The 24,085-nt window shown below is 42.5% G+C and carries 23 protein-coding genes; 16 read left to right on the forward strand and 7 right to left on the reverse strand.

The window, feature by feature from the left end:
• The first annotated feature begins 476 nt into the window (after positions 1 to 476).
• The 9 genes from DI392_RS13855 to DI392_RS13910 all read left to right on the forward strand — a co-directional run bounded on the left by DI392_RS13855 (position 477) and on the right by DI392_RS13910 (position 9,496).
• Positions 477 to 4,589: an RHS repeat-associated core domain-containing protein gene (locus DI392_RS13855; protein ID WP_109320326.1), complete on the forward strand. Its 4,113-nt coding sequence runs from the start codon at positions 477 to 479 to the stop codon at positions 4,587 to 4,589.
• Between the two features lie 346 nt (positions 4,590 to 4,935).
• Positions 4,936 to 5,862: an RHS repeat-associated core domain-containing protein gene (locus DI392_RS13865; protein WP_226977601.1), complete on the forward strand. Its 927-nt coding sequence runs from the start codon at positions 4,936 to 4,938 to the stop codon at positions 5,860 to 5,862.
• On the forward strand, positions 5,855 to 6,139 hold the full coding sequence (locus DI392_RS13870) for a hypothetical protein (protein WP_104975143.1): 285 nt from the start codon (positions 5,855 to 5,857) through the stop codon (positions 6,137 to 6,139). The genes DI392_RS13865 and DI392_RS13870 overlap by 8 nt, the downstream gene beginning before the upstream one ends.
• Positions 6,117 to 6,536, forward strand: coding sequence for a hypothetical protein (locus DI392_RS13875; protein ID WP_342749707.1), 420 nt, complete (start codon positions 6,117 to 6,119; stop codon positions 6,534 to 6,536). The genes DI392_RS13870 and DI392_RS13875 overlap by 23 nt, the downstream gene beginning before the upstream one ends.
• A gap of 215 nt (positions 6,537 to 6,751) precedes the next feature.
• Positions 6,752 to 7,006 (forward strand): hypothetical protein, encoded by a 255-nt coding sequence (locus DI392_RS13880; protein WP_046224241.1) that lies wholly within the window; start codon positions 6,752 to 6,754, stop codon positions 7,004 to 7,006.
• A 360-nt stretch (positions 7,007 to 7,366) separates the two neighbouring features.
• Positions 7,367 to 7,666 carry a hypothetical protein gene (locus tag DI392_RS13890; protein ID WP_046224239.1) on the forward strand — a complete coding sequence of 100 codons (300 nt, stop codon included), beginning with the start codon at positions 7,367 to 7,369 and terminating at the stop codon, positions 7,664 to 7,666.
• 303 nt (positions 7,667 to 7,969) lie between these two features.
• Positions 7,970 to 8,602 (forward strand): hypothetical protein, encoded by a 633-nt coding sequence (locus DI392_RS13900; protein ID WP_128740502.1) that lies wholly within the window; start codon positions 7,970 to 7,972, stop codon positions 8,600 to 8,602.
• Between the two features lie 83 nt (positions 8,603 to 8,685).
• Positions 8,686 to 9,012 (forward strand): hypothetical protein, encoded by a 327-nt coding sequence (locus DI392_RS13905; protein ID WP_226977600.1) that lies wholly within the window; start codon positions 8,686 to 8,688, stop codon positions 9,010 to 9,012.
• A 208-nt stretch (positions 9,013 to 9,220) separates the two neighbouring features.
• Positions 9,221 to 9,496 (forward strand): hypothetical protein, encoded by a 276-nt coding sequence (locus DI392_RS13910; protein ID WP_014386655.1) that lies wholly within the window; start codon positions 9,221 to 9,223, stop codon positions 9,494 to 9,496.
• A gap of 36 nt (positions 9,497 to 9,532) precedes the next feature.
• Here DI392_RS13910 and DI392_RS13915 read toward each other — a convergent pair whose 3' ends face one another.
• Complete coding sequence (locus DI392_RS13915; protein WP_046224237.1) at positions 9,533 to 10,627, reverse strand: ATP-binding protein; 1,095 nt, start codon at positions 10,625 to 10,627, stop codon at positions 9,533 to 9,535.
• A 231-nt stretch (positions 10,628 to 10,858) separates the two neighbouring features.
• On the opposite strand from DI392_RS13915, the gene DI392_RS13920 reads away from it, so the two are divergent.
• From DI392_RS13920 to DI392_RS13935, 4 genes are all read left to right on the forward strand, one after another.
• A complete protein-coding gene (locus tag DI392_RS13920; RefSeq protein WP_046224236.1) occupies positions 10,859 to 11,104 on the forward strand; it encodes a hypothetical protein in 246 nt (81 codons plus the stop codon).
• Between the two features lie 19 nt (positions 11,105 to 11,123).
• Positions 11,124 to 11,384, forward strand: coding sequence for a hypothetical protein (locus tag DI392_RS13925; RefSeq protein ID WP_046224235.1), 261 nt, complete (start codon positions 11,124 to 11,126; stop codon positions 11,382 to 11,384).
• A gap of 145 nt (positions 11,385 to 11,529) precedes the next feature.
• Entirely contained in the window at positions 11,530 to 12,249 is a 720-nt protein-coding gene (locus DI392_RS13930; protein ID WP_032073007.1) for a hypothetical protein, read from the forward strand.
• A 62-nt stretch (positions 12,250 to 12,311) separates the two neighbouring features.
• Complete coding sequence (locus DI392_RS13935; protein WP_041154780.1) at positions 12,312 to 13,034, forward strand: NYN domain-containing protein; 723 nt, start codon at positions 12,312 to 12,314, stop codon at positions 13,032 to 13,034.
• 255 nt (positions 13,035 to 13,289) lie between these two features.
• Here the strand turns inward: DI392_RS13935 and DI392_RS13940 are convergent, their stop codons facing one another.
• From DI392_RS13940 to DI392_RS13965, 6 genes are all read right to left on the reverse strand, one after another.
• The gene (locus DI392_RS13940) at positions 13,290 to 13,730 is read right to left on the reverse strand and encodes a hypothetical protein (RefSeq protein WP_041154779.1); all 441 of its coding nucleotides are present in this window, start codon (positions 13,728 to 13,730) and stop codon (positions 13,290 to 13,292) included.
• Positions 13,731 to 13,826: 96 nt separating this feature from the next.
• The gene (locus DI392_RS13945) at positions 13,827 to 14,363 is read right to left on the reverse strand and encodes a hypothetical protein (protein ID WP_041154778.1); all 537 of its coding nucleotides are present in this window, start codon (positions 14,361 to 14,363) and stop codon (positions 13,827 to 13,829) included.
• Between the two features lie 48 nt (positions 14,364 to 14,411).
• The gene (locus DI392_RS13950; protein WP_109320329.1) at positions 14,412 to 15,716 is read right to left on the reverse strand and encodes a DUF3644 domain-containing protein; all 1,305 of its coding nucleotides are present in this window, start codon (positions 15,714 to 15,716) and stop codon (positions 14,412 to 14,414) included.
• A gap of 257 nt (positions 15,717 to 15,973) precedes the next feature.
• Complete coding sequence (locus DI392_RS13955; RefSeq protein ID WP_014232713.1) at positions 15,974 to 18,013, reverse strand: ATP-binding protein; 2,040 nt, start codon at positions 18,011 to 18,013, stop codon at positions 15,974 to 15,976.
• A complete protein-coding gene (locus DI392_RS13960; RefSeq protein WP_014232712.1) occupies positions 18,010 to 19,428 on the reverse strand; it encodes an SIR2 family protein in 1,419 nt (472 codons plus the stop codon). The genes DI392_RS13955 and DI392_RS13960 overlap by 4 nt, the downstream gene beginning before the upstream one ends.
• Positions 19,429 to 19,521: 93 nt before the next feature.
• On the reverse strand, positions 19,522 to 20,118 hold the full coding sequence (locus tag DI392_RS13965; protein WP_041154776.1) for a tyrosine-type recombinase/integrase: 597 nt from the start codon (positions 20,116 to 20,118) through the stop codon (positions 19,522 to 19,524).
• A 109-nt stretch (positions 20,119 to 20,227) separates the two neighbouring features.
• Here DI392_RS13965 and DI392_RS13970 point away from each other — a divergent pair, with 109 nt between their 5' ends.
• The 3 genes from DI392_RS13970 to DI392_RS13980 are packed head-to-tail and all read left to right on the forward strand — an operon-like array spanning position 20,228 to position 24,085.
• Positions 20,228 to 21,931, forward strand: coding sequence for a class I SAM-dependent DNA methyltransferase (locus DI392_RS13970; protein WP_041154775.1), 1,704 nt, complete (start codon positions 20,228 to 20,230; stop codon positions 21,929 to 21,931).
• A complete protein-coding gene (locus DI392_RS13975) occupies positions 21,921 to 23,156 on the forward strand; it encodes a restriction endonuclease subunit S (protein ID WP_041154774.1) in 1,236 nt (411 codons plus the stop codon). Before DI392_RS13970 ends, DI392_RS13975 begins: the two co-directional genes overlap by 11 nt.
• Positions 23,156 to 24,085, forward strand: a complete 930-nt coding sequence (locus DI392_RS13980) for a COG2958 family protein (RefSeq protein ID WP_109320330.1) — start codon at positions 23,156 to 23,158, stop codon at positions 24,083 to 24,085. Before DI392_RS13975 ends, DI392_RS13980 begins: the two co-directional genes overlap by 1 nt.

Genomic DNA, 24,085 nt, shown 5'->3' on the forward strand with positions numbered 1-24,085 from the left:
ACGGATTAAGGCGTTTCCTCATTTTAAGCTTAGATATAGGTGTGTTTCCTAATATTAAGCTATGTGATAGAGATGAACTTCCTAATATTAAGCTTCAATTTCCTAATATTAAGCTTTAGCTTACAGAAACAAAGCTTAAAGTTAGGAAATTTCCTGATATTAAGCTACCTAACACGCTGCATGATCTTATGATCCTATGGATCTATATATGATCAGTAGCGTTCACCGCTGATGCGGCTTCGCTGATCACTCAACTTCGTTTCACTGCTATGAGCAGTAAAACAAAGTCGAGCGATTCAATTAAAACCCGCTTCCATATTAGCCATTGTTTCATGTCTGTATGCGCCCGTATAGGGCAGTTAAGCATGAAGTTAATCTCTTTGATTAAGTTGATAATAGAGTCCGTGTAGAAGGTAATTAATGGACTTTAGAAACCAGTGGATCATTTTCATACTAACTTAATTGCAAGAGCTTGTTTGTTAGCACTTATAGTTCCTAGTGCTGTTTCTGCTCAGTGGCGTATCAATGCCAGTGGTAGTTCAGAAATTGATGCAATGAGATTTGATCTCCCAGAGCAAGCGCATGAATTTTTAAGGGACTATAGAATTAACGAGCTCGCAAGCACACACAGCTATGTGAGTGAAAAGCTATACCCGAGTGAAACGTATAGTGATGGAAGACTAATCTCATGGCTGTGTATGCATCGTAGTGATGCTCCAGGTAGTTATGACCCTGACACTTGTTACTTTGGAGCTCTCTCTGGAACTACACTGACAAAATTCATAATTCCTGGGGAGATGACTGATTCTCCACTTCTCAATAGAGATCTTGGTAAACCAGAGACAGAATTGTGCGTTGGAAACCCTATCAACCTAGCTACTGGTAATAAATATCAGCAAGAAACCGATTATGTAAGCGCTGGTATGGAGCCTCTTGTATTCACAAGACATTACAACAGCCAGTTAGCGTTGAGTGGTAAACAAAGCGATGTTGGTATTGGATGGAGCCACAACTATTCAAACAAAGTGATTTTTGACAAAGAAAGTCACGGAGAGAATATGGTTGTCTTGCATCGGCCAGATGGGAAAGAGTTAGCATTCTACCGGACAAATGCGGTTTGGATGACAACATGGAAAAGTGATGATCGGTTATACAAAGATTCTGGTTGGAGATATCAGAGAGCTGATGGTGTTGTCGAACTATATGATAGTAATGGTCAGTTGATACGTATTGTTCATCCATCGGGAAATGAGCTGGATCTGAATTATACCAACGGTAAGTTAGACTCTGTTTCTGACAGTTTTGGCCGGACTTTAAGGTTTAGTTATGATCAAGGGAAGATCATAAAGATGATCGACCCTGCTGGACAAATCTTCTCTTACGATTATTCGAATGAATTGTTAGTTGCAGTGCATAAACCGGATGCCAATCAGCGACGTTACCACTATGAAGACAGTTTAAACCCAAGCCTTTTGACTGGCCTTACGGATGAAAAGGGAAGCAGATTTGCTACGTGGTCTTATGATCCTTCGGGTCGCGCTGTTCTTAGCGAACATAGCAGTGGTGTTGATAGGACAAGTGTTACATACAACCCTGATGGCTCGGTTACGGTAACGAATGCTCTAGGTCACGAACAACATTATCTGTTTAGTCGTTATAACGGAAAACTAAAGCCTGACAGTATACAGGGTGCTGCATGTACTGGTTTTGCTGGTGGTACGAAGTCGTTTGGCTACGATGCCAACGGTGAGTTGAAGTCTATTATCAATGAAGAAGGCCAATCATTCTCTTACCAATATGACCAAAGAGGACTTGAAATTTCGAGGACAAGCTCGACTGGTGATACGATCACAACACAATGGCATTCAGAGTTCCCAAAACCAACCAAAATTACATCGTCATACTTGGTCCAAGAATTTACCTATGACGACCACCAGCGGCTGTTAACGCTTAAATTGATTGACCGAACCAACTCAGATGTCAGGCAGTGGACATTTGAATATTATCCAGACTCTCTCGGTGTTCCTGGACAACTGAAATCAGTGGATGGTCCTCGGGTGGATGTTGATGATGTAACGCGCTTTGAATACGACGCTCAAGCCAACCTAAGCCGAGTTATCAACTCTCTTGGGCACGTAGTGTCATTTGACAATTACGATGCTCATGGAAGGGCTCAGAGCGTCACAGATGCCAATGGAGTAAGCTACTCGCTTAACTACAACACGTTAGGTCAATTGATTTCTTCTACTGGTCCAGACGGAACTACATTGTGCTCTTACGATGAATCAGGACTCTTGGTATCTATCACCTTACCAACCAACAGCACTTTCACTTATGAGTACGATGCAGCTCAGCAGCTTATGGCCGTGATTGATGCAAATGGAAATAGACAAAGCATTAATCGAGATTTACTAGGAAATATTGAGCAAGTTGAGCTGAAAGATAACAGTGGTATTGCTCACTGGAAGCAACTGCATAGTTACACTTTGAATGGTTGGCTTTCGTCAACAACAAATGGAACGGGCAATGTTTATACCTATTCCTATGACAAGACAGCCAACCTGACTGGCAAAGTTGATCCTTCTGGAAATGCTTATGCCTACCGCTATGATGGTTTTAGCAACCTGCTCCAATCAATTGACCCTGTTAACCGCGCCACTGCAATGCAGTATAACGATAATGCCTTAGTAACGAGAGTCACTGATCCAAGAGGGCGGAGAACTTACTATTCATACAACGGATATGGCGATGTTCTCTCAGTACAAAGCCCAGACACAGGCACGGCTCATTACACTTATGACAAGGCTGGAAACCTGATCGGTAAAACAGATGCCAAAGGTCAGGTTTTCACTTATCACTACGACGCGCTTAATCGCCTTTCTTCAATCACTGTGGATGGTCAACCTAATGCTAGTGTGACATTCCGCTACGATGAGCCAGAAGCGCTGTATGGGGTAGGGCAGCTTACTTCCATTACAGACGCTTCTGGCGTATCAAAATACAGTTACACAGCCAGTGGTGAGATAGCCAGCCAAGAACTAATTGTGGATGGCCGCACCTTGTTAACCAATTACACCTATGATGGTGCAGGGCAGTTGGTGAGTATCGAGTACCCGAGTGGCCGCAAAGCGGTATATCAGCGAAATGTAGCTGGTGAGGTCATTGGCGTTACATTGAAGAATGGTGTTAACAGCAGAACATTAGTCTCTGACTTGGTACGGAAACCTTTTGGGCCTGTAACTGATCTGACTCATGGAAATGGGCTTTGGGAAGAGCGCCATTACGACATGAACTATCAATTGGAGTCTGTACAGGTTGCTGGTGCAATGCACCGCAGTTATCTCTATACGGCCAATAGCAATGTCGATTCAATTACAGACTTAATGGATAGTAGCTATAGCCAAACTTTCAATTACGACAAGCTGAGCCGCTTGATTGAGGCTACTGGTGGTTACGGGACCCGAGAGTACACCTACAACTACAACGGCAACCGGACGGCTATCTACCGCGACGGCGTGAAAGATTCGTACAGCATTGTGTTCAATAGCAATCGCCTAACCAAAACAAGTATTGGCTCGATCACCTACAGCTATGATGCAAACGGAAACACGATTGGCCGAGGAACGGATGTCTTTGTCTATGATGCTTTCAATAGATTGACTGAGGCTACGGTCAATGGCGAAACATCAATCTATCACTATAACAGTGCTCATCAACGAGTGAGGAAGTCAGCTGGTGGCGTGGATGTGCTTTATGTTTACGGCCTCGATGGCGAGTTATTGGCTGAGGTGGATGCCGGAACCGGGCAAACCCAGCGCGAATATGTTTGGCTTGACGGCCAGCTGGTGGCTTACCTAGTCGATGGCACCGTCTACCACGTCCATAACGATCATTTGGGTACGCCGCAAGCATTGACCGATGAGACCGGAGCCACGGTATGGAAAGCCAGTTACTCTCCGTTCGGCAAAGCGACTGTCACGACAGAACAAATCAAGTTCAACTTACGTTTCCCCGGCCAATATTACGACGCTGAGACTGGGCTTCACTACAACTGGCATCGCTACTATGACCCGAATACAGGGATGTATATCACCAGTGACCCAATAGGGCTGGCTGGTGGGATTAACACCTATGCCTATGCATTGAATAATCCTGCTATTTACACCGATCCTACTGGTTTATGGGTTCCGCAAATTATTGGGGCAATGGTTAACATAGGCTTTGAAGGATACAGACAATATCAAACTGGTTCGTTTGATGCGGGGCGACTTCTTGTGGCTGGTGCTACGGGGACACTTGGAGGGTTTGGAAGCACTCTAAGGAGAGCTGTATTTTTTGGTGCATCATCAGGCGCTATTGGCAATATGTATATTCAGTTAACTGAAAAGTCTTCTGGTTGTGATCAAAGGTATCAAAAGAGCCTTGATTTATATCAGGTAGGAAGAAGTGCAATTCTTGGCTCGTTTGGTGGAGCAGTTGGTTTTGGAGGGGGAATATTAGGCAAAAATATTTTGAGACCACGAGACATAATCGGGGTGGATTTGAAAAAAGGGTTAGTTTTAACTACGAATCGTATGGTTCGGCTATAGGTTCTGCTGGGGGAACAACAATTGGAAATCAATAATTGGCTTGACTTTGTTTTGTACACATTCATGACTTTAGGTGGGTTGCTTATAGCAATTCCATTAGGGATAAGATGCCTTTATGTAGGTCTTGTTGCACTATTTAAATACAAGATTGTGAAATTCAAAAAAGATAGCAATGTGTCAGTGTATGCAAACACATCTATAGAGCTAGTTCTTTTAGGTATTTTCTGTATTGGAGCTTCTATTTGGTTTCTGTTCTTCGATAAAGGTGGCCACCTCTTACATTACCTTCCGGAAGTGATGAGGTTCTTCGCTGGAACATAAGGCAGGTTACGCTGGTGGTGTGGATGTGCTTTATGTTTACGGCCTCGATGGCGAGTTATTGGCTGAGGTGGATGCCGGAACCGGGCAAACCCAGCGCGAATATGTTTGGCTTGACGGCCAGCTGGTGGCTTACCTGGTGGATGGCACTGTTTATCACGTCCATAACGATCATTTGGGTACGCCGCAAGCATTGACCGATGAAACAGGGGCCACGGTATGGAAAGCCAGTTACTCTCCGTTCGGCAAAGCGACTGTCACGACAGAACAAATCAAATTCAACTTACGTTTCCCCGGCCAGTATTACGACGCAGAGACTGGGCTTCACTACAACTGGCATCGGTACTATGACCCGTCTCTGGGGCGTTACCTGCAATCAGACCGCCTTGGCTTGTTCGATGGAATGGATACCTATGGGTATGTGCGTGGAAATCCTTTGGTATGGAGTGATCCCACCGGGCAGTTTGTTCCACAGTTAGCGGGATTTATTGCTGGTGGAGGGGTTTCTGCTTTTAGTTACTGGGAAAAATATAAATGTGGAAGTATTTCAGGAGCTGAATATCTAGCTTCTATCGCTATAGGTGCTGGTGCTGGTGCGATTAGCTCTGGAGCATCTGTAATCGACGGAGCCTTAATTGCTTTAGCGGGTAATGTTGCAGAGCAATATTTCGTTGGAGATGAGTTTAGCTACTCAAGTATGGGGATGGCTGGCGGAATAGCTGCGCTATCTGGTAAGGCCGGACAAGTCTTAGGTAAATCCTTGTTCCCAAGTAAATACATTACTGTGACAGAGCGCAGATGGTACACATTGTTCCTGTATAAGCACAAAAAAACACAAGAGGTCTTCAATGCTGATGGCAGGGCAATAACAGGAAGTGTTGTAGCGGGTGGTGTCACTGGTGGGATTGCGGCATCGTTTGGATCAAAAGATAAATGTGGGTGTTCAGGTGAATAGTGAAAAGTTTTTTCAGAAGATTGTGATATTTGGTGCATATAGCCTGATAGCTTTGATTGTTGTCTTTGCTATTGGTGCATTGCTCTATGTTAACGAGGTTAACAATGGAGTTGGGGATATAATGTCCCTGATAGCTAAAGCAGGCGTGTTTATTTTGGTTGTGACACCAATTCCTTTGCTTGTAAATAACTATCTCCGGAACAAGATAACCTTGTTTCAGTTTGTTTTTTCTCTTCTTTTATTGGGAAGTGTTGGTGTCGGATTTTTCTTTGGCTGACTGGCCCACCAGCGGGGTTAAGCCTGCTGGTGGCGTGGATGTGCTCTATCTTTATGGCCTAGATGGCGAGTTATTGGCGCGGCTTTGGGGACTGTTTATGGAAATCAATAGTTGGTTCGATTTTATTATATACACAATTTATTTTTTTGGGGTGGTGGTGATTATCCTACCTGTAGGGGCTATTTTTCTTTGGTTAACATTGAAGAACCTAATAAAAATGAGACTACCTAAATATGAAAGAAAGCACTACAAGTATTTCTTTGCAAGAAACGTACTTGAAGTATGTATTGCTGGGGGGGGTTCCGCTATTTTTTCTGTTTGGTATTTGTTTTTTGCTAAAGGCGGAAATTTATTTCTCTATCCAATGGAAGTAATGACATTTTTTTTAGGCAGTTGATGGTGTGGTTCAGGCTCTGGCATTGTTCCAACGGCAGTTTGATATTGGTAAGTGTTGGTGTCGGATTTCTCTTTAGCTGACTGGCCCACCAGCGGGTTAAGCCTGCTGGTGGTGTAGATGTGCTCTATCTTTATGGCCTAATGGGTCGCGCTGGGTGTTACATCCGGGAACGTAGCAAGTAATGTGATTGCCAATCTACCATAAGGGTTTCAGCTATGAAAAATAGAAGCATTACAACATTCATTTTGATATTTGTTGTTCCCATCTTTCTTATAGGAGTGGGGATTGGGTCAATTGGAGGATTTATCGCGCAATGGCTTGCGCAGATATTTGAGCTATATGAGAACGAATCTAAGTACGAAATGGTTTTTTGGGCGTTTTTTATTATAGGGGCTGTCATGGGCGGAGTTGGTGGAATCCAAGCTCTATTCCAATTCATCAGACAGAAAAAGAATGGTGCCAGGAAATGATCTGGCTTAATACCGCGCTTTTTTTTGACGTACTCGCTGGTGTTTGTCGCTGGATTTATTGCTTATGCCGGTATCCTTTCTATGACAGGAAGATCTGCAAAGGTAGTTAGGGTGATAGGAGGAGGGTCGGCATACTTATTTTTTGCTGCACTTCTTGTATCGCCATTGTTTTGGAGCGCAGATTTCACAAGCGAATTTCGTAACATGGTTAAAGCCGACGACATATACTTCGTCTACTTTTTTGTCTGCTACGCATTATCCATTGTTCCAGGAGCGCTGATGTTTAAAAGAAAATATCTGCCTGGCCTGAAAAAGCTAGGGTATTTCGCTAAGCGAGGTGGGCGGTAAGAGGAGCAGCTTTTGGAAATCAATAATTGGGTAGATTTTTACCTATATACAGCCTACTTCATAGGGGTAATTGTGGTTCTTATTCCGTTGGGAATAAATTTTACTTATGTGGGTATCGCAGGTGTGATAAAGCATAAAAAAATCAAGTATGACAAAGGGACAGACATTTATCGTCTTGGCAAGAATGTTTTTGAGATTGTAGGTGTGGGAGTTTTTGCAATCGCGTTCTCTATTTGGTTCTTGTTCTTCGACAAAGGTGGGCACCTATTCCATTACCCAGCGGAAGTGATGAGGTTCTTCGCTGGAACATAAGGCGGGTGACGCTGGTGGCGTGGATGTGCTCTATCTTTATGGCCTAGATGGCGATTTATTAGCGCGGCTTTGGGGACAGCTTATGGAAATCAATAACTGGGTAGATATGTTTTTATATACATTTATGACGGTTGGCGTTGTGTTTATTGCGTTTCCTACAGGGATAAGATGTATATATGTTGGGTGTGTGGCTTTATTTAAACACAGGGTGATTAAATTCGATAATAGGAGCAGGCTTACTATTTATTCGAGAACATCAATAGAAATGATTCTTGCGGGGGTACTCTGTGTGGCAGCTTCTATTTGGTTCTTGTTCTTCGACAAGGGTGGGCACCTATTCCATTACCCAGCGGAAGTGATGAGGTTCTTCGCTGGAACATAAGGCGGGTTAAGCCAGCTGGTGGCGTAGATGTGCTCTATGTTTACGGCCTCGATGGCGAGTTATTGGCCGAGGTGGATGCCGGAACCGGGCAAACCCAGCGCGAATATGAATATCAAGGAGATAAAATGGCTAGTCAGTATCAATACAATCCATTTTTAATAGGGAAAGACACATTTACCACCAGCAAAGTAGAGCTTTGTGAAGATGAGGTAAGACAATCGAAGCCACAGTATCAGTTAATTTGTTTCGGTAGTTCTTCCCGGTATCCTCTATGGATAGAACTAGGGACTAACCAACTAGTTGGTGGTAATTATCATTGTTTCTATAATGATGATGAACTAAAAGCGTTGTACACGTTATTTCAGCAAGATGCGCAACGACAAGGTTATTCTGACCAGAAGCAAAACTATTGGGCTAAAACACCTAATCCTTTTCCTATCGAGTTTCTTGAGGGGATGCCACAAAGTCTATGGGCTTACTTTTACGAAAGTGGCCGTAGACAAGCCGCTTGTGAAAAAAGCGTTCAGGAATTACTACCCATGTTCGAAAAGTGATAAGTGCTTGACTGAATGTAATATTTAGCTTGAAAATCAGTCGAGTAAATAATGCCACTTTGAACAATGTAACAGGAACAAGAATGATGAAGAAAATTGGACTACTGCTAGCGACGTTAACTGCATTTTCAGCTCAAGCGGATGTTTTCCCTAAAACAGAAGTTGATGCGTATCTAATGGCGATGCACTCTATGGCCCCAGTTAACGCGAAATACACCATTCAATACAAGGCCGCAGTGGAAAGTAGCTGTAAGACAAAGCTTAGTATTGAACAATTAAGCTCACGCGACTTTGCCAATGTTGTACAAGCTCTTGTTAGTAGTGAAACCGTTGACCGCTTAGGGCTTGATGCTAGTGGTGGTTCCCTCACTGACACGCTTCAACTGGTAGGGGCTAATATTGTCAGTTGAACTAATTGTGCTATATTGCTGGGGGATGTGTTTGAGACTTTGGACAATTAGTTAAAGTTTGTGCAAAATTACATCACTGACCTGGCTGATGGCGTTTCTGCTTCGAACCTCAGCTTATTACTTATCGTGCCCCAGCAATAAAACCTCTTTGATTTCCCCCTTTAAATCGACATAATGAGCATATGTAGTCAACATAATGGTGATATGTATGTCTGGAGTCGTTTTTCATCAAGTAAAAGAAGGTGAGTTCCGCCGTCTCGCGGAGACTCGAACAATGACCAAACTAATTGCGCAGGAATCTAAACTGCATCCTAACAAGTTTCATTTGGTTGGGATTGATAGTGGTAAAGGAATCGCGTATGCAATTAGACATGGAAGAACCAGTGACTTGAGAGTGTGGAGGCTTGATATCCTGGTAAATCAGGTTAGAGACATGGGGTTTGAGAATATAGAAGTACAACTCATAAACAAAACCCACGCATGAAGCATGGGCTAATAGTCTTAACATGCCGAAAGGCACTTATTTTTCAAGAATATAATCACGAAAATCGTGGTTCTCAATTTCCAACTTCCCACGCTCTGGGCTGTAAATTAGCTCAAGCGACTTCAATCGTGTGACTGCATTTTTCACCGACCATTTTGTAACGTCTGTTTCTGGGTCGCCAGTGAAAGCTTTTACTTTGTCTAGTCCTGCTTTGGTATAAAGACCTTTTGACTCATTGGCAGCAACAAGCTTTAGGATCGCCACTTCGATAGGTTTCAGTTGTTCGTATGTTTTTGAAAAGTGGTCCTCTGACTCGATACGATCAACGTCATAACGATGGACACCAATATCTAGGTCATGAACCATGTTCAGGGCCATATTCTTTAACATTTCAACAAACCGAGCGGGAGCGCGATTTTGTTTGATTAAGATTTCTAGGGCTTTGTGTTTGTCGAGTTCGACACCACCAGTGACATTTTTGAATGCGGCCAACTCGAATTCAACGAAATCCATATCCAGCTCTTCAAATATCTGGGTTTGGCTGGAGTTGTAGAATGGAGCCTTGTTGTCTTTGAATAAGCGACTTAACCCCTCTCTACTTGAACCTGTGAAGATGCATTTGACGTTGTTATCCTCTCTGTTCACTACAAAACTGCGTAGAGCTGCCGTAAACGAGTCAAATTCTTTGCGAGTAGCCAAATGTTGAACTTCGTCAAGCAACAGTAAAACAGGCATATCCAGCTCGTTTAAGCGTTGAAATACAGCGAACAAGTCAGCTCTCAGTTCTCCCTGAGAACGCTCTACTTCAACTTTGCCACCAGCTGCACTAAAACCTAACTTTTTGAAGTTGAGAGCTTTGCCAAGCTTATGTAGAAATCCTTCATTCCTTTCACAAGCATCAATGACGGATTTAATGAAGATGCCTTCTGGGTCGTCTTTTTGCATCCAAAAATCTACATAGATAGGTAAGACACCAAGTTCACGAGCCATAGGAATGATATCTTTTTGAATGAATTGAGTTTTTCCTCGCTTACGTGGAGCGAAGATTGAAACACGTTGAAGAAGACCTTTGTCCATCCCGTTAAGGATAAACGTAGCAAGCTGTGTACGAGGATAGTGCCAGATATCCATTGTCGTGCTCCTTTGGTAAATTGTGTTATCAATGATACCACAAAATAGAATTGTGGTAGATAATTTAACACAACTTACCACAAATAGGATTGCCATCCTAAAGCAGATCACTCTTTTACTAAGTAGCTCTTTGTCATGTCCCTCAATTTGCACAAAAAAGGGCAAGTTCTCATCTCTTAAAAAAATGTCATGTCGGTACACTAAGAGCATGATGCTCTGGAGATTGATCTTATGGATATGATAAACGGCTGGCTATATGAAGTTCAGAGAGCCCTTGATAGTTCTTTAGGTGATATACCCTTTGATTGGCGCTGGATTGCTGCTGTGATTGGGTTCTTTTTAATATGGAGGCTGTTCTCTTTTGGCTTTGCCATCGTTAAGTTTGTCATCGTTGCGGCAATAGCTGCTGCCATTTATGCTGCTGTTGTTGGCGATTCGGCAGGACTTGCTGGTGGTGGTAGTTTCTTTGGATTTTAGTACAGTTTGGTAGCTAAATATGAGCATTCTGATATCGGATGGAAGTGAAACGCTCGATGCAGCAACCGCAATTTCTGAGTTGCCAGATTCGTACACGGGTCATTGTTCTGTCGTAACAATCAATGAAGAAATAGTTGCCACTATACCTAACCCTCAAATTGCATTTTCTATTGCGTGTTACGCGATTGGAACAGAAGGGGGTTATGGAAGTGTTTATGTTCGTCCGGCCAAAGACGGTGAAATTCTCACCCATACAGATTTTGACAGTTGGGCGTACTAGCTGGATTTCTACTTAGACTTTCACATGTGAAAGTGGAGGGGAGGGGTTGCGTTTTCAAAAAGCATGATAAAGTAAGTATGAATATTAACTAAATGAGGTCCTTACGGCGATGCCGGAAGGGATCTTAAATACCGGAGATAAGACTATGATGATTCTAACCACTCTTTCTGAAAAACTAGATGACCAAACGAGCCGAGTATTCTGGCGTGTGGGCACTAAACGCAGTGGAATTCTTGATGTAAAAATCGACTTTTCCCATGAAGATTCTGATTTGATTTCAGAATTATCAGCCATTCAATACCTACTCTTTGAAGAAAAAGTAATGGGTCGAGAGCCGGGTTCTGGTTCTGGCTACAAACTCGTTGTGTCAAAGGGAGCAATCAAAAAGCTTGCCCGTGGTAAATCTACGAAAAAACATGCACAAAAGTTTGCAGCATTTCTTCAAAACCGAATGGCTGGAGTGCAAATAGAGGTATCACAAAGTCGTGAGTTCATGGCCGACCCAAAATCATGTGTAACAGTGCTCTTAGATGCAAATCGCCAGGAATATGCAAATACGCATGATGCCGTTGAAACACCAGCAATGGGGACCGTTTATGTTACCGCTCACGCTGTTGAACAGTATAAAGAGCGATTGAGCACTGGAGATCCCAAAAAGCCCTGGGCGAGTTTAGTCAATCGACTTAAACATCCTGAGTTGAGAATTCGAAATTTGCCTGCAAATGTTTTGGCCCATAAAGCGAAAAAATACGGTACTGCCGACAATGTAGAAGCTTGGGGGCATCCAACTTCCAAATTCACATACCTTATTGTTAACGATAATGGGCGTCGCACCTTAGTAACTGTTTTTGAGCGCGAACAATAACCTTGGAAGGAATAAAATTGGATAGTGCAACTAACTACATAAAGGATGGTCACGCACGGATTATGGGTAACAGAAAAATCGCTGTATTAATTGATTCAGAAAACACTCCACACTCAAAGCTAAACCTGATTATTGAAGAGCTTTCTAGTTTTGGGCAGATCATCGTTAAACGTGCATATGGCGATTTTTCTGCTGAACAACTAAAAAACTGGAAGCAGCCTTTGAATGAGTTAGCGATTCAAGCTAAGCAGCAATTTGCCTATACATCTGGAAAAAACTCGACAGACTCTTTAATGATTATTGATGCAATGGATCTCTTGTACAGCCAAAGGTTTGATGCTTTTGCTTTGATATCCAGTGATAGTGACTTTACAAGTCTTGCTACGAGATTAAGAGAGTCGGAGATACACGTCATCGGTGTAGGAAAAGCGATGACTCCGACTTCGTTTAAAAACGCTTGTGATGACTTTGTAGCGATAGAGAACTTAAACGCTGATGTTGATCTTGGGGAGGCACAACCAAGCTCTAATCAAGACTCAGAACGCGAATTATGGCGATTAATGCATCAAGCTTGGCAGAACTATCGAGATGAATCGGGCTGGGCAAAACTAGGTGAAATAGGCAAGTACTTAAAGAGACTGAAGCCAGATTTTGACCCTCGAAACTACGGGTTGAAGAAGTTATCTGACTTTTTTGATAAATATCCAACGCGCTATAGAACCCGTAACACTAAACGCACTGGTATGGAGTTTCAGCTGATAACAAAGGCAAGCAAACAAAAATGATGTGCTGCCTTCGCTGACGACATACTGCAATCGGGTAACTCAAAAATGCCCCATTGTCATTTTCGCTCTTTAAATTTCTTGTCGTCCTGCTTCAAAATTTTCCTCAATAAAATTCATGTGAGAGAAATATATGTGTTTGCACAATTATTCATTAAAGGTGAGTAGTTAGAAATCAGTTGCCCGGAGATATGCTGACGATGATTTTGAGTCACTTCGGGACAAATGCGAGTTTGGTTAACATCGCTGGGCTAGGATTTAACGTATTCGACAAAGCTTGAATTCGTAACCATTCTCGACTGTGCCATCTAGGCATTCGACTATCCAAAAATGGTCGTCATGACCTGCTTTAATCCCTCCTTTGGAGGTACCAAATTTAGTGCCTTTTACCAAGATTACATAGCATTCTAGTGACTGAGAAAACGCATCCCTGACGGCTTCAAACAGCTCTTTTGAATGGCTAATACTTAATGGCTCGTGGCCCAGCGCTATACTCATGGCTGGAACCCTTTTACTAAAAGTACCATCCTTATGATTGTACCTGTTGTCTTCAGGATGTATGTGGTCTATCTCTGCCGAAAAAACATAGGTTAAATCTGTTTTCGCCACCCACGAGTATTGATCTCGCTGAATGGCACCAAGACTTTGATACGCATTTTTTAAGCCTTTGACCCAAGATAATGGTTTTGATGGTTCCATTGAGATTCCTAATGCACTACAGGTTAAGTGCTTATACTAGGGCTATAAAGTTCGACCAGTCAATTGAACTGGGACAAAAGCGCCTTAGTTCATTCATTACTGGTGCCCTTTCCAGAATTTTTCAATTTCCCATAACGCGCGGCTGCCCATTACTTCTCTGATTGATTGGATCACTTGTTCATATTGATCTGAGGAAAATTTAGACCACCTTGCTAGCTCAGCCTCTTTCCAGCGAAACTTCAGTCCTCCGAAATTACTTCGGCACAAAGCGTTCAACAACACAGCATCTATGGGAGGGTGCAAATCGACGACTTTTACGTGCGAATCATGTCCCCCGCAAACCAAAGCCGATTTTAAGTACATGTTGATTAATTTGGCGGCGACCCCATGAGTAAAGGTCAATCCTATTTTACTTGCTTCAGCAATAAGTTGTTCACGCCATAGGCGGTGCTGTTTATCAATGTCCACTCTTGCTGGTAGTTTATCTGGATTGTCAACCAATGTGTCTAGACCTATAGACTCGATAAGTTGTTTACCTTGTTCTACCGTAAACCTTGTCTCCTTGACACTTGACGCTCTGGAAGCTGCCCATGCACAGAAGCGATGTTTATGTTCAGTTATTGTGTATGTCATCGGTTTAATCTTTTCTCATTTAAGGACAATGAAGCGCTTTACAGAAAGCTACTTTTTCTTTGAAGCTTGAGCCTTCGCTTGCTTAATAAAGTCATCCTTCGTTGTAATATGTCTAACCAGATCATCAACCGCATCTTGAGAATAAATGTGTGTATTGGATATCTTTTGGTAGTGGTGGTGTTTGTTAGACGTTGCTTTCCAATTTAGCTTTTTTAATGCTGCTTGGAAGCAATGATTGTTTATCGTTGGCTTTCCTCTCTTGTCTCGAGCTACTAAACACTTCTCTAGCTTTGCGGTATCGTAGTTAGCATGAAGGGTTTTATTGATTGCATCAATAGCAGTCTTTTGAGTAAAAGTATGAGTTTTCTCTGGGTCTACTCGTTTTTCTACAATGAGAGCTTTTTTCAACCGCTCCAAGTCCTGAGTTTTACCATTAGCAGCAGCAAGTATTATCTGACTATCTTTTTCATTGCGAGCGTATACAAGTGATACGTTAATAGGTATGGCGAACTCAATATCATCTTCTTGCTCAATTTCGTCTTGTACCGTTTGAGCTAATTCAAGAATATCTTCCGCAGCTTTACCATATAATGAGCTTAACATCGCTTTTGGTGGCATTTTGAAATCACCAACTAGAGATATCATGCCAGCATGCTGAGACTGCATAAATGGTATCTCAGCAAAATCTTGAAACTTGGATGAGTAATTTAGAACGCCTGATTGAAAAATTCGAGAGGCTAATCCTTGAAGCTCTGGCATAAGTAGATGAACTGCACCATCACGCCAATCAGCTATACGAGAGATATTCTTCCTTACATTGTCATTCTCTTTGAACAACTTATCCAAACATTGTCGCAAAGAAATTGTTTTCTTAACGCCTTGTTTATTCGATTTCTCAAATATTGATTCTTCACCATCACGCTCAATGATAATTGCCTTAAGTAGCTGTTCCCAAGCTGTTGAGTACATCATGACAAATCCATCTAACTTATTTTCAAGTGATGGTCTGTTATAAAGCTCTAAGGCGAGCATCATATTATCTTTGGATTTTTTGAGCAGAGCTTTCGCTAAGTTAGATTTACATTTATGACCTAACTCTTGATAGTGTTTGCTTTGAGATAAACGCTTTTTGAACTCGATGAAACTTACGTCTAGTACATTTATTGCTTCGTACGTATTAGCTTCGATCTCAGCTAAGAACTGGGTGATCTGTCCCTTCCCGTAGTAAGACTTGAATGTACTGGGTTTCCAACCCACTTGCTCAAGAAGCTCTTCTTTGGTGAAAGTAGAACTCTCAGTTTGATGCTTCTGTAAGAATTGGTACAGCAATAGCTGCATATCGGTTTTAGCCATTTTGCACTCAAATATATGATGGGACTATTGCAATGCATATTATTGAATATCAACGAGCAGTTCAGAGAGAGGCATCAAAGAACGGGATTTTCCTAGAAAGTAGCATCAGCTTTAGGAACGAACTTCTAAAACAAGACCCAAATCAAAATTGTCCAGAGACGTCTCACGACGCCTAGCTTGGGGACAAAAGCGCCTTAGATTAGTTAACCTTAATTCGTGTTGTAAGGCATATCTTTGGCGCTATTTTAACAGATAAATTAATCTCGGTTTTGCCACTCTTCAACGATTGGCTGCCAGTTTACTTCACGTGGCTCAGTTGTGGAGTTAGACCATACGTTCCAAAAGTCTGGATCATCAGATTGTGGTCTTTGTTCTTCAGTAAGTTCTTTCATTCGAACTAAAACGGGGAGTTCAGAAGCCCATCCGAGTAAAATTGCATGTCGTGATGGTAGTGATGGTAGCTCTCTTAATAATCCCCTCATGTTATCGGGAACAAGCCTATGGACTTGTTCTTGGTCTCTATCATTGCTAATTCTGTGCAATAAAAAAGTATTACATTGAGACAGAACAGTGGGAGATAGCTCAGAAGGTCGTTGGGATGATACTACTAGACCTAAACCAAATTTCCGCCCTTCGCGAGCGATCTTTTCAAAGACTTTGCAGCACACATCAGAGACTGACTGACTCTCACTTTCTTCTTTGTATCGTTTGATAAATGTATGGGCTTCCTCTGCAACCATTACTGTCGGTAATGGTTTTCCATTCATTTTCCTGTATCGTTGAAGAGCTTCAAAAGTCACTCTAGAGATTACTGCTGTTACAAGATGGATAATTTCATTTGGAACGAGTGAAAGGTCGATAACTGTGATAGCACCATGAGTGTCCTTCCCAAGAAAAGTATCTAACCAATTAGTTAAACTGATAGGTTCCTCCGAATCTTTAGTGACGGCACTAATTCGGGTGTCACCTAACATTGTGCGAATTCGAGTCAAAAGAAATTCCACGAATTGCTCTGTTCCTGTTTCTTGTGCTAAAGCTTCGAGATATGCTACGAAGTCATCACCTTCAAAACGAATAGGCGTATCTTCACTTTTCGGGAGAAGTTCTTGTTCATCGCCGCCAAGTGCAACATGAGCTTGTTTTAAGTCAGCAATCAACCTGTCTGTATCACCGACATCAGGCTTAGCAGGCCACTGTATTCCTCTTCTGGAGGATAGATACGCATTTATCGTACTTATTAGGTTATCGAAAGGTTGGTTGTCGATTTTTTCGTTTAGTGTTAAAAGGCTACTTTCCCATGACGTTAAACTTTCAACTAAGCCTTTGGCAGGGCCAGCATTCACATATATCTGCCCTTGACTTGCTAGTTGCCTTATTGAAACGAGAAGTATTCCGCAAAAATGTTTTGCTTGAATTGTTACGTCATCTTCTGACAACACATCATTTCTCATCGCCCTCAAAGCTCGTCGTAGCAATGGGAGTTGAACTTTTGAACTTGCTTGAGTGAACGCTCCCCACTCAGAACTATTCCATAGCCATGATGGTACTTTAAGATCTAGCTCACCATCATCAGAGTTAGCTTCTACGCGTAATAACTTACCCTTGTATTTTGACTTTGGGCCAAATGCTCGGCTGTACTCCCCATTAGGATCAAGTATTATGAATCGAGCATTTGGGGTCTTTCCCTGTTGTAAAACTGCGTCCAAAGACCATTGAATTAGCCCCGCCACAGAACAAGACTTACCACTACCCGTATTGCCCAAAACAGCTATATGTCGCCCAAAAAGCCTATCGGGATCGATTTTTATTTCTGCATTGTTAGCTAGAGGACTATCTCCTATTTTAACCCTTCTGTTTTCACCTGATTCGATTATTGAGTTTAATTGTTTATCAGTAGGTAGGAGTACTGAATCACCAACCGAAGGAAATGCATCTGTTCCTCTAGTGAATCTGAAGCCATCGTTTTTTCTATCGCTTCTCAATGTCCCAACGGGGTTGATACTGAGCTTTTTTAGTGGAAAAGGTAGATCTATCAAGCCAAAATCTTGCAAGCCTCTTCTCTTTGGATATGGCGAGTGTTCTACTGCGATCCACTCAACTTGACCAACGAGAAACCCATCATCACTGTTTATCAGTACATAGCTATTTATCCGGGGAAAGTTGCGAGGAGAACCTCCTTGAAGAGACACTGAGTCTGGAGAATCAATTTCTAAGGAAACTCTAATTTCACTAGGCGATACAAAACCAACGGTTCCGATTCGTAGCTGCTCTAGTCTTTCTATAGGCAAGTAACTCATAGTGTTACCTCGGTGGTAGTTGCATTACCTGAGTGTTCTGACTGGATAAAGCCTCGCTGCTTTAGTAGTTCGGCCATCTTTATTGATGCTTTATCTATGGCTGGTTTAGGTAGATAGTTATCAACCAAAGTTTTGAGGTCACCTAAATGGTCACCCATTAGTAAAGTGATTTGAGCTTTTCTTCCACTTTTACTAATGAAGTTCATAATTCTTCCGAGCGGGTCACCGAAAGCAATGATGACGAGATGGGTAGATGGAACGGTAAGCATATCTTCAATTACTCGGTTTATATGCTCATCACCAAAGCTATAGCCATACGTGACTAATGTACTGTTTGGACGGCTAGTCGCTGCTGCTAAGTCTCTAAATAGCTCTACATAGGGGTACTCTGCGGTTTCTCTGTCTTTGACTGAATTAGGGTAAATCATTAGTTGTTCATAGCTATTGCTTTCGTGACCTTCTGCTTCTAAAAACGGTTCAACAGAGCGTGCTCCAAAAGGTAAACCAAAGCGCCTAATCGCACCATCTTGTTCGTGCCAATCAAGAGAACCGTGAAGCTTGGTAAAACGAGCCACTCCTTCCAAATATCTTGGTTCACCACGTATTCCCGGAGGGTTATAGTGATAATCAACTTCTAATCTTGAGGATCTAAAAACGGGAGCGATACTTCCAACAAAACGATCTATGAGTCTTAAACCTGCAAGTTCAGCACCAACCTCGATAATTCGGTCGTAGTTCGTTGTAAAAATATGCAATCTATCGCGTGTAGCGGTTCTACTTGCAAAGCTCATTAAGAAGCTCACAAGATAGTTGAAAGTTTCCTCTTTTCGTTTTGGTTCAGCACTTTTAATTAAGTGTTCTCCGTTACTGACAGATTTTGAAAACTCACCTAGACATCGAGACAACTCCCCCTTAATTGCATCTAAATCAGCTTTTAGGTCTCTATAGGCTACAAAAGGAGCTGGAGGGTTTTCAGGTTGTGGGTTATTTAACACTGTTAGAATTTCAAGCCCTTTGATAAGTTCATTAATAGCTCTTATTTGATCTTCTATATTTCCTTTATCGCGACCAGCCGCTGTGGCAGCTTTTGTAGCGAATGCATTTATTTCGCTTTGACAGACGGCTAGATCACTGATCCACCCCATTCCAGCAGGAGGCGCACCTGTTGCCGACATTTGAATAGACGTACTCAAACCTGCACCGATCAATAGATTTAAATGTTCGGATTGAAAAAGAGCTGTTAACCAAGGCTCGATATTTTGACGCAATTTCTCTATCGATACTTCGGAACCTTGTTCTCCCCATGTACTATTCGTTGAGAGGGTAAAAGGATAAGAATCACTTTGCTCATTGGGGTTTGGCATTAGCTCAATAATATCGGGAACACTGCCAACTTTAATGTGCTGAGTAGTCATAAATACACTTCTTATATTTGTATGAAAGATATAGTGTTGGGGACACAAACAACTGCCATTAATGTTTACAACTTAAGCCGTTGGCATTGAATCTTACGTCTCGCAACTCTCCGAAATCCTTAGCGCATCTTCAATCTCAACACCAAGGTATTCAATCGTACTTTCTAACTTAGCATGTCCAAGAAGTAACTGGATAGCACGTAAGTTCTTGGTTTTGGCGTAGATCAAAGAAGCCTTGGTGCGACGTAGCGAATGTGTGCCGTACTGAGATTTATCTAAACCGATATCCGTTACCCATCTGTTAACCATAGTCGTGTAGTAATGGTAAGAGATTGGTTGACCTTGACGACGTGGGCTTGGGAACACGTAGTCGGTTGGCGTCAGACAATTCTTAATAATCCATTGAGATAAGGTTTGTTGGGTCTTAGGCGTGATCTCGAAGTGCACTTCTTGATGGGTTTTCTGTTGCTTCACAATAGCTCGTGACATCACACAACCACTGCGGCTAACGTCTTGTACCTTTAGGTTACGCAAGTCACATGCTCTGAGTTTGCTATCGATGGCAAGGTTAAACAACGCCAATTCAAATAACCGTTCCTCAAGCTCCAATCGAATTCGAATGCGCCAAATGTCTTCCAATTTGAACGCTTTCTTCTGTCCAACTCTTTTTCCTTTATTCCAAGCAGCCATAATGTGCTCCTTACTTCATAAAAATCACTGTTAAGTAAGGCAGAACTCAAGGAAGTTTGCTTAGTTACTGGTATCATAAGGTAAATTTTTCGAATTCAAGAAATCAGCAATGAACGAACAAGAACAACTATTCCTCAAAGAGCTGGAAAGTAAGCTCTGGACAGCCGCAGACAAACTCCGTGCGTCACTCGATGCCTCTCAATACAAACATGCGGTGCTTGGCTTAATTTTCGTTAAATACGTGTCTGACGCCTTCATGTTGCGCCAAGAAGAGCTAAAACAAGACTTTGCTAATCCTGATCACGAGTACTTCCTCGATCCTGAAGGTTACACGGCTGAAGAACTTGAACAAGAAATCGCGATTGAGCTGGAACAGCGCGATTACTACAAAGAGAAAAACGTGTTTTGGTTGCCTACAGAATCTCGTTGGAAGTTCCTGCAAGACAATGGCCCGATGGTTATTGGTGGTGCCGATTTGGTTATTGATGGTAAAACGAAGAAAATCACGTCTGTTGGTCACCTGATTGATAATGCATTGGAGGGGATTGAGCGCGACAACCAGAAGCTAAAAGGTGTACTCAACAAGCACTACGCCGCTCTAAAAATTGATCAGTCAAAACTTAATGAGCTGATTAACCTCATCGCGACCATCCCATTCAATCATAAGTCGCTTAACAGCAAAGATATTCTTGGTCATATTTACGAATACTTCCTAGGCCAATTTGCTCTTGCTGAAGGTAAGAAAGGCGGTCAGTTCTACACGCCTGCATCAATCGTTTCGCTGATTGTTGAGATGATTGAGCCGTTTGAAGGCCGTGTGTATGACCCTGCAATGGGTTCGGGCGGTTTCTTTGTGCAATCAGAGAAGTTTATTGAGCGCCGCGCTAACCAAAAAGAGATTGACCCACTCACGCAAAAACAAAGAATCTCTATTTACGGTCAGGAATACAACTACACCACATGGCAGCTTGCTGCGATGAACATGGCAATCCGTGGGTTGGATTATGATTTTGGTAAGGAACCTGCCAGTACCTACACCAATGACCAACATCCTGATTTGCGTGCTGACTTCATCATGGCTAACCCTCCTTTCAACATGAAAGAGTGGAATACGGGTGTCGATGATAATGATCCGCGCTGGGTATACGGCACACCACCGTCGGGTAACGCAAACTTTGCGTGGATGCAGCATATGCTTTACCACCTAGCTCCTGATGGTTCTCAAGCCTTGTTACTTGCCAATGGCTCGATGAGTTCAACCACCAACAACGAAGGTGAAATTCGTGCGGCCTTAGTCGAGAACGATTTGGTTGAATGTATGGTTGCGCTTCCGGGACAACTGTTTACCAACACCCAGATCCCTGCTTGTATCTGGTTTTTAACCAAAAACAAGAAAGCCCGTACCGATAAATCAGGCCGAAAACTACGTGATCGTAAAGGTGAAGTGTTGTTTATTGATGCACGTAACCTTGGCTATATGAAAGACCGTGTGCTTCGAGATTTTACCCAAGATGATATCCAGAAAGTCGCTGACCTTTACCATGCATGGAAAACGGGTGCGGAAGTAAATGGTGTCGCTTACGAAGACCAAGCAGGCTTCTGTAAATCAGCAACGTTAGAAGAGATTAAGAAACACGATTTTGTGCTCACTCCGGGACGATACGTTGGTGCTGCTGAAGAACTAGATGATGGTGTTCCATTTGCTGAAAAGATGACTGTTCTAACCAGTAAGTTAAGTGAACAGTTTGCAGAATCAGCAACACTAGAAGCTGAGATCAAGAAGAACCTAGTGGAGTTGGGTTATGAGCTTTGAAACCGCGACTCTAGATTCATTGTGCGAACTTGTAGTTGACTGTCCTCATTCAACACCAAAATGGACTGATGAAGGGATTATTGTCTTACGAAATCAGAATATCAAAAATGGTGTTCTAGATCTTTCCGCTCCTAGTTTTACTAACGAAGAAGATTATCAAAAACGAATAAAACGAGCAGCCCCAAAAGCAGGTGATATCGTATTTACGCGTGAAGCCCCGATGGGTGAAGTATGCATGATACCAGAAGGCTTAAAGTGCTGCTTAGGACAGAGGCAGGTATTATTACGTCCAAAATCTGATGTAAATGGACAATATCTATTTTGGGCTTTGCAATCTCCTTACGTCCAGCAGCAGATAGCTTGGAATGAAGGAACAGGTTCCACAGTTAGTAATGTTCGAATTCCTGTATTAAAAGCCTTGAATATTCCTCGAATTGGCAATGAGGATATGGTTGCGAAGTCATTGTCTGATATTGCCTCAAAAATGGCGCTAAATACACAAACCAACCAAACCCTAGAACAAATGGCACAAGCTATCTTCAAATCGTGGTTTGTCGATTTCGATCCAGTTAAAGCCAAAATGAATGGCGAGCTGCCAGAGGGGATGGATGCTGCCACTGCCTCGCTATTCCCTGAAAAGCTCGTTGAGTCTGAGCTTGGTTTGATCCCAGATGGTTGGGAAGTAAAACCATTTTCTGAGTGGGTGAAAATAACTAAAGGTAAAAACATCACCAAGAAAACCATTGTTGACGGTGATGTCCCTGTTGTGGCTGGCGGGTTAAAGCCAGCATATTTTCACAACGCCCATAATGTAGATGGGCCAGCTATAACTATTAGTGCTTCTGGTGCAAACGCTGGGTATGTAAATTTGTATTTTGAAAACATTTGGGCTTCAGATTGCTCTTACATAAGCCAATCGACCACCCCTCTGTTTTTCTTACAGTATGTAGCTCTTAGGTATAATCAGAAAAAGATTTTTGATATGCAAACTGGAGCAGCTCAGCCACATATTTACCCAAGAGACTTCGAACGATTGATGATAGTTGTTCCTAATGAAGAGTTATGTAGAAAGCTAGAGGAAGTTTTTGCATCATTTTTCAGAACTGTGGCGAACAATAAACAGCAAAATATCAATCTTGCAGCACTGCGAGATACCTTGCTTCCTAAATTGCTTTCCGGCGAAATCGAGTTAGGACAAGCTCAAGAATTAGCAGAGGTCGAATAATGGCAACCCGAGTAGAAATGATTATCGAAACGCTCAAGGCGAACCCCGACAAGAAGTTTACTGCTCGGGATTTAGCCAAAGAATTTGTGCTTCGATATCCAGAAGAAATCGCTGAGAAGCAAGCAAACCCTCGATACAACACCGAAGACAAGCTTATCGCCCAGCTCGCGGCAGAAATTGGTGGGGAACGTACTGAAAGAGCGAAAATCGTTTGTCCTAATGTCGCCACTCGTGACAAACCAAGACCTCGGGTTTATTACTGGGAGCAGAAGCCTACACCTGCTCATCAGGAAGATGATCTTAGCGATGCAGATGAATCAGACATCGATACGCCTCTCGTGCCGCAAAGCTTAAGCGAACACGATCTCTACCCAATGTTGATTGAGTACCTTAGCAAGGATCTGGGCCTTTACTGTCAGCGTATTGACGAGCGTAAATCTAAAAACTCTCATGGCAACGGTGGCAATCACTGGTTACATCCGGATGTGGTGGCGCTAGAGCCGCTCGACCAAGGTTGGGATGAAATTGTGAGAAGCTGTGTGCGCAATGGGAATCATAGCTCGGTTCGACTTTGGTCTTTTGAAGTGAAGAAACATCTTACTAAAGGCAACGTACGAAAATACTTTTTCCAAGCAGTATCGAATTCGAGTTGGGCCAATTTCGGCTACCTTGTTGCCACAGGCTTAAATAGCGACGTTGAAGGTGAGCTGCAAATGTTGTCGAGCTTGCACGGGATTGGCGTGCTGATTCTGGATACTGAATCTTTGTTTGATAGCCAAATACTCATTCCAGCTCAAGAGAGAGTCAACGTGGATTGGCAATCTGCAAACCGAATCGTCTCTGAAAATAGGGATTTCCACCATTACATTGAGCAGGTTGGCATTTATAACCAAACCGGACGGTTGATTAAGAGCACATGGAATAAATAA

This window comes from Vibrio albus, from assembly GCF_003144035.1.
GTDB classification, from domain to species: domain Bacteria; phylum Pseudomonadota; class Gammaproteobacteria; order Enterobacterales; family Vibrionaceae; genus Vibrio; species Vibrio albus.

Coding starts and splice junctions, on each gene's coding strand:
- DI392_RS13920 (WP_046224236.1), top strand. CDS start 10,859: ATGGATATGATAAACGGCTGGCTATATGAAGTTCAGAGAGCCCTTGAT.
- DI392_RS13905 (WP_226977600.1), top strand. CDS start 8,686: ATGATGAAGAAAATTGGACTACTGCTAGCGACGTTAACTGCATTTTCA.
- DI392_RS13980 (WP_109320330.1), top strand. CDS start 23,156: ATGGCAACCCGAGTAGAAATGATTATCGAAACGCTCAAGGCGAACCCC.
- DI392_RS13910 (WP_014386655.1), top strand. CDS start 9,221: ATGTCTGGAGTCGTTTTTCATCAAGTAAAAGAAGGTGAGTTCCGCCGT.
- DI392_RS13950 (WP_109320329.1), bottom strand. CDS start 15,716: ATGGCTAAAACCGATATGCAGCTATTGCTGTACCAATTCTTACAGAAG.
- DI392_RS13955 (WP_014232713.1), bottom strand. CDS start 18,013: ATGAGTTACTTGCCTATAGAAAGACTAGAGCAGCTACGAATCGGAACC.
- DI392_RS13970 (WP_041154775.1), top strand. CDS start 20,228: ATGAACGAACAAGAACAACTATTCCTCAAAGAGCTGGAAAGTAAGCTC.
- DI392_RS13940 (WP_041154779.1), bottom strand. CDS start 13,730: ATGGAACCATCAAAACCATTATCTTGGGTCAAAGGCTTAAAAAATGCG.
- DI392_RS13965 (WP_041154776.1), bottom strand. CDS start 20,118: ATGGCTGCTTGGAATAAAGGAAAAAGAGTTGGACAGAAGAAAGCGTTC.
- DI392_RS13915 (WP_046224237.1), bottom strand. CDS start 10,627: ATGGATATCTGGCACTATCCTCGTACACAGCTTGCTACGTTTATCCTT.
- DI392_RS13960 (WP_014232712.1), bottom strand. CDS start 19,428: ATGACTACTCAGCACATTAAAGTTGGCAGTGTTCCCGATATTATTGAG.
- DI392_RS13945 (WP_041154778.1), bottom strand. CDS start 14,363: ATGACATACACAATAACTGAACATAAACATCGCTTCTGTGCATGGGCA.
- DI392_RS13975 (WP_041154774.1), top strand. CDS start 21,921: ATGAGCTTTGAAACCGCGACTCTAGATTCATTGTGCGAACTTGTAGTT.
- DI392_RS13925 (WP_046224235.1), top strand. CDS start 11,124: ATGAGCATTCTGATATCGGATGGAAGTGAAACGCTCGATGCAGCAACC.
- DI392_RS13880 (WP_046224241.1), top strand. CDS start 6,752: ATGAAAAATAGAAGCATTACAACATTCATTTTGATATTTGTTGTTCCC.
- DI392_RS13935 (WP_041154780.1), top strand. CDS start 12,312: ATGGGTAACAGAAAAATCGCTGTATTAATTGATTCAGAAAACACTCCA.
- DI392_RS13930 (WP_032073007.1), top strand. CDS start 11,530: ATGATGATTCTAACCACTCTTTCTGAAAAACTAGATGACCAAACGAGC.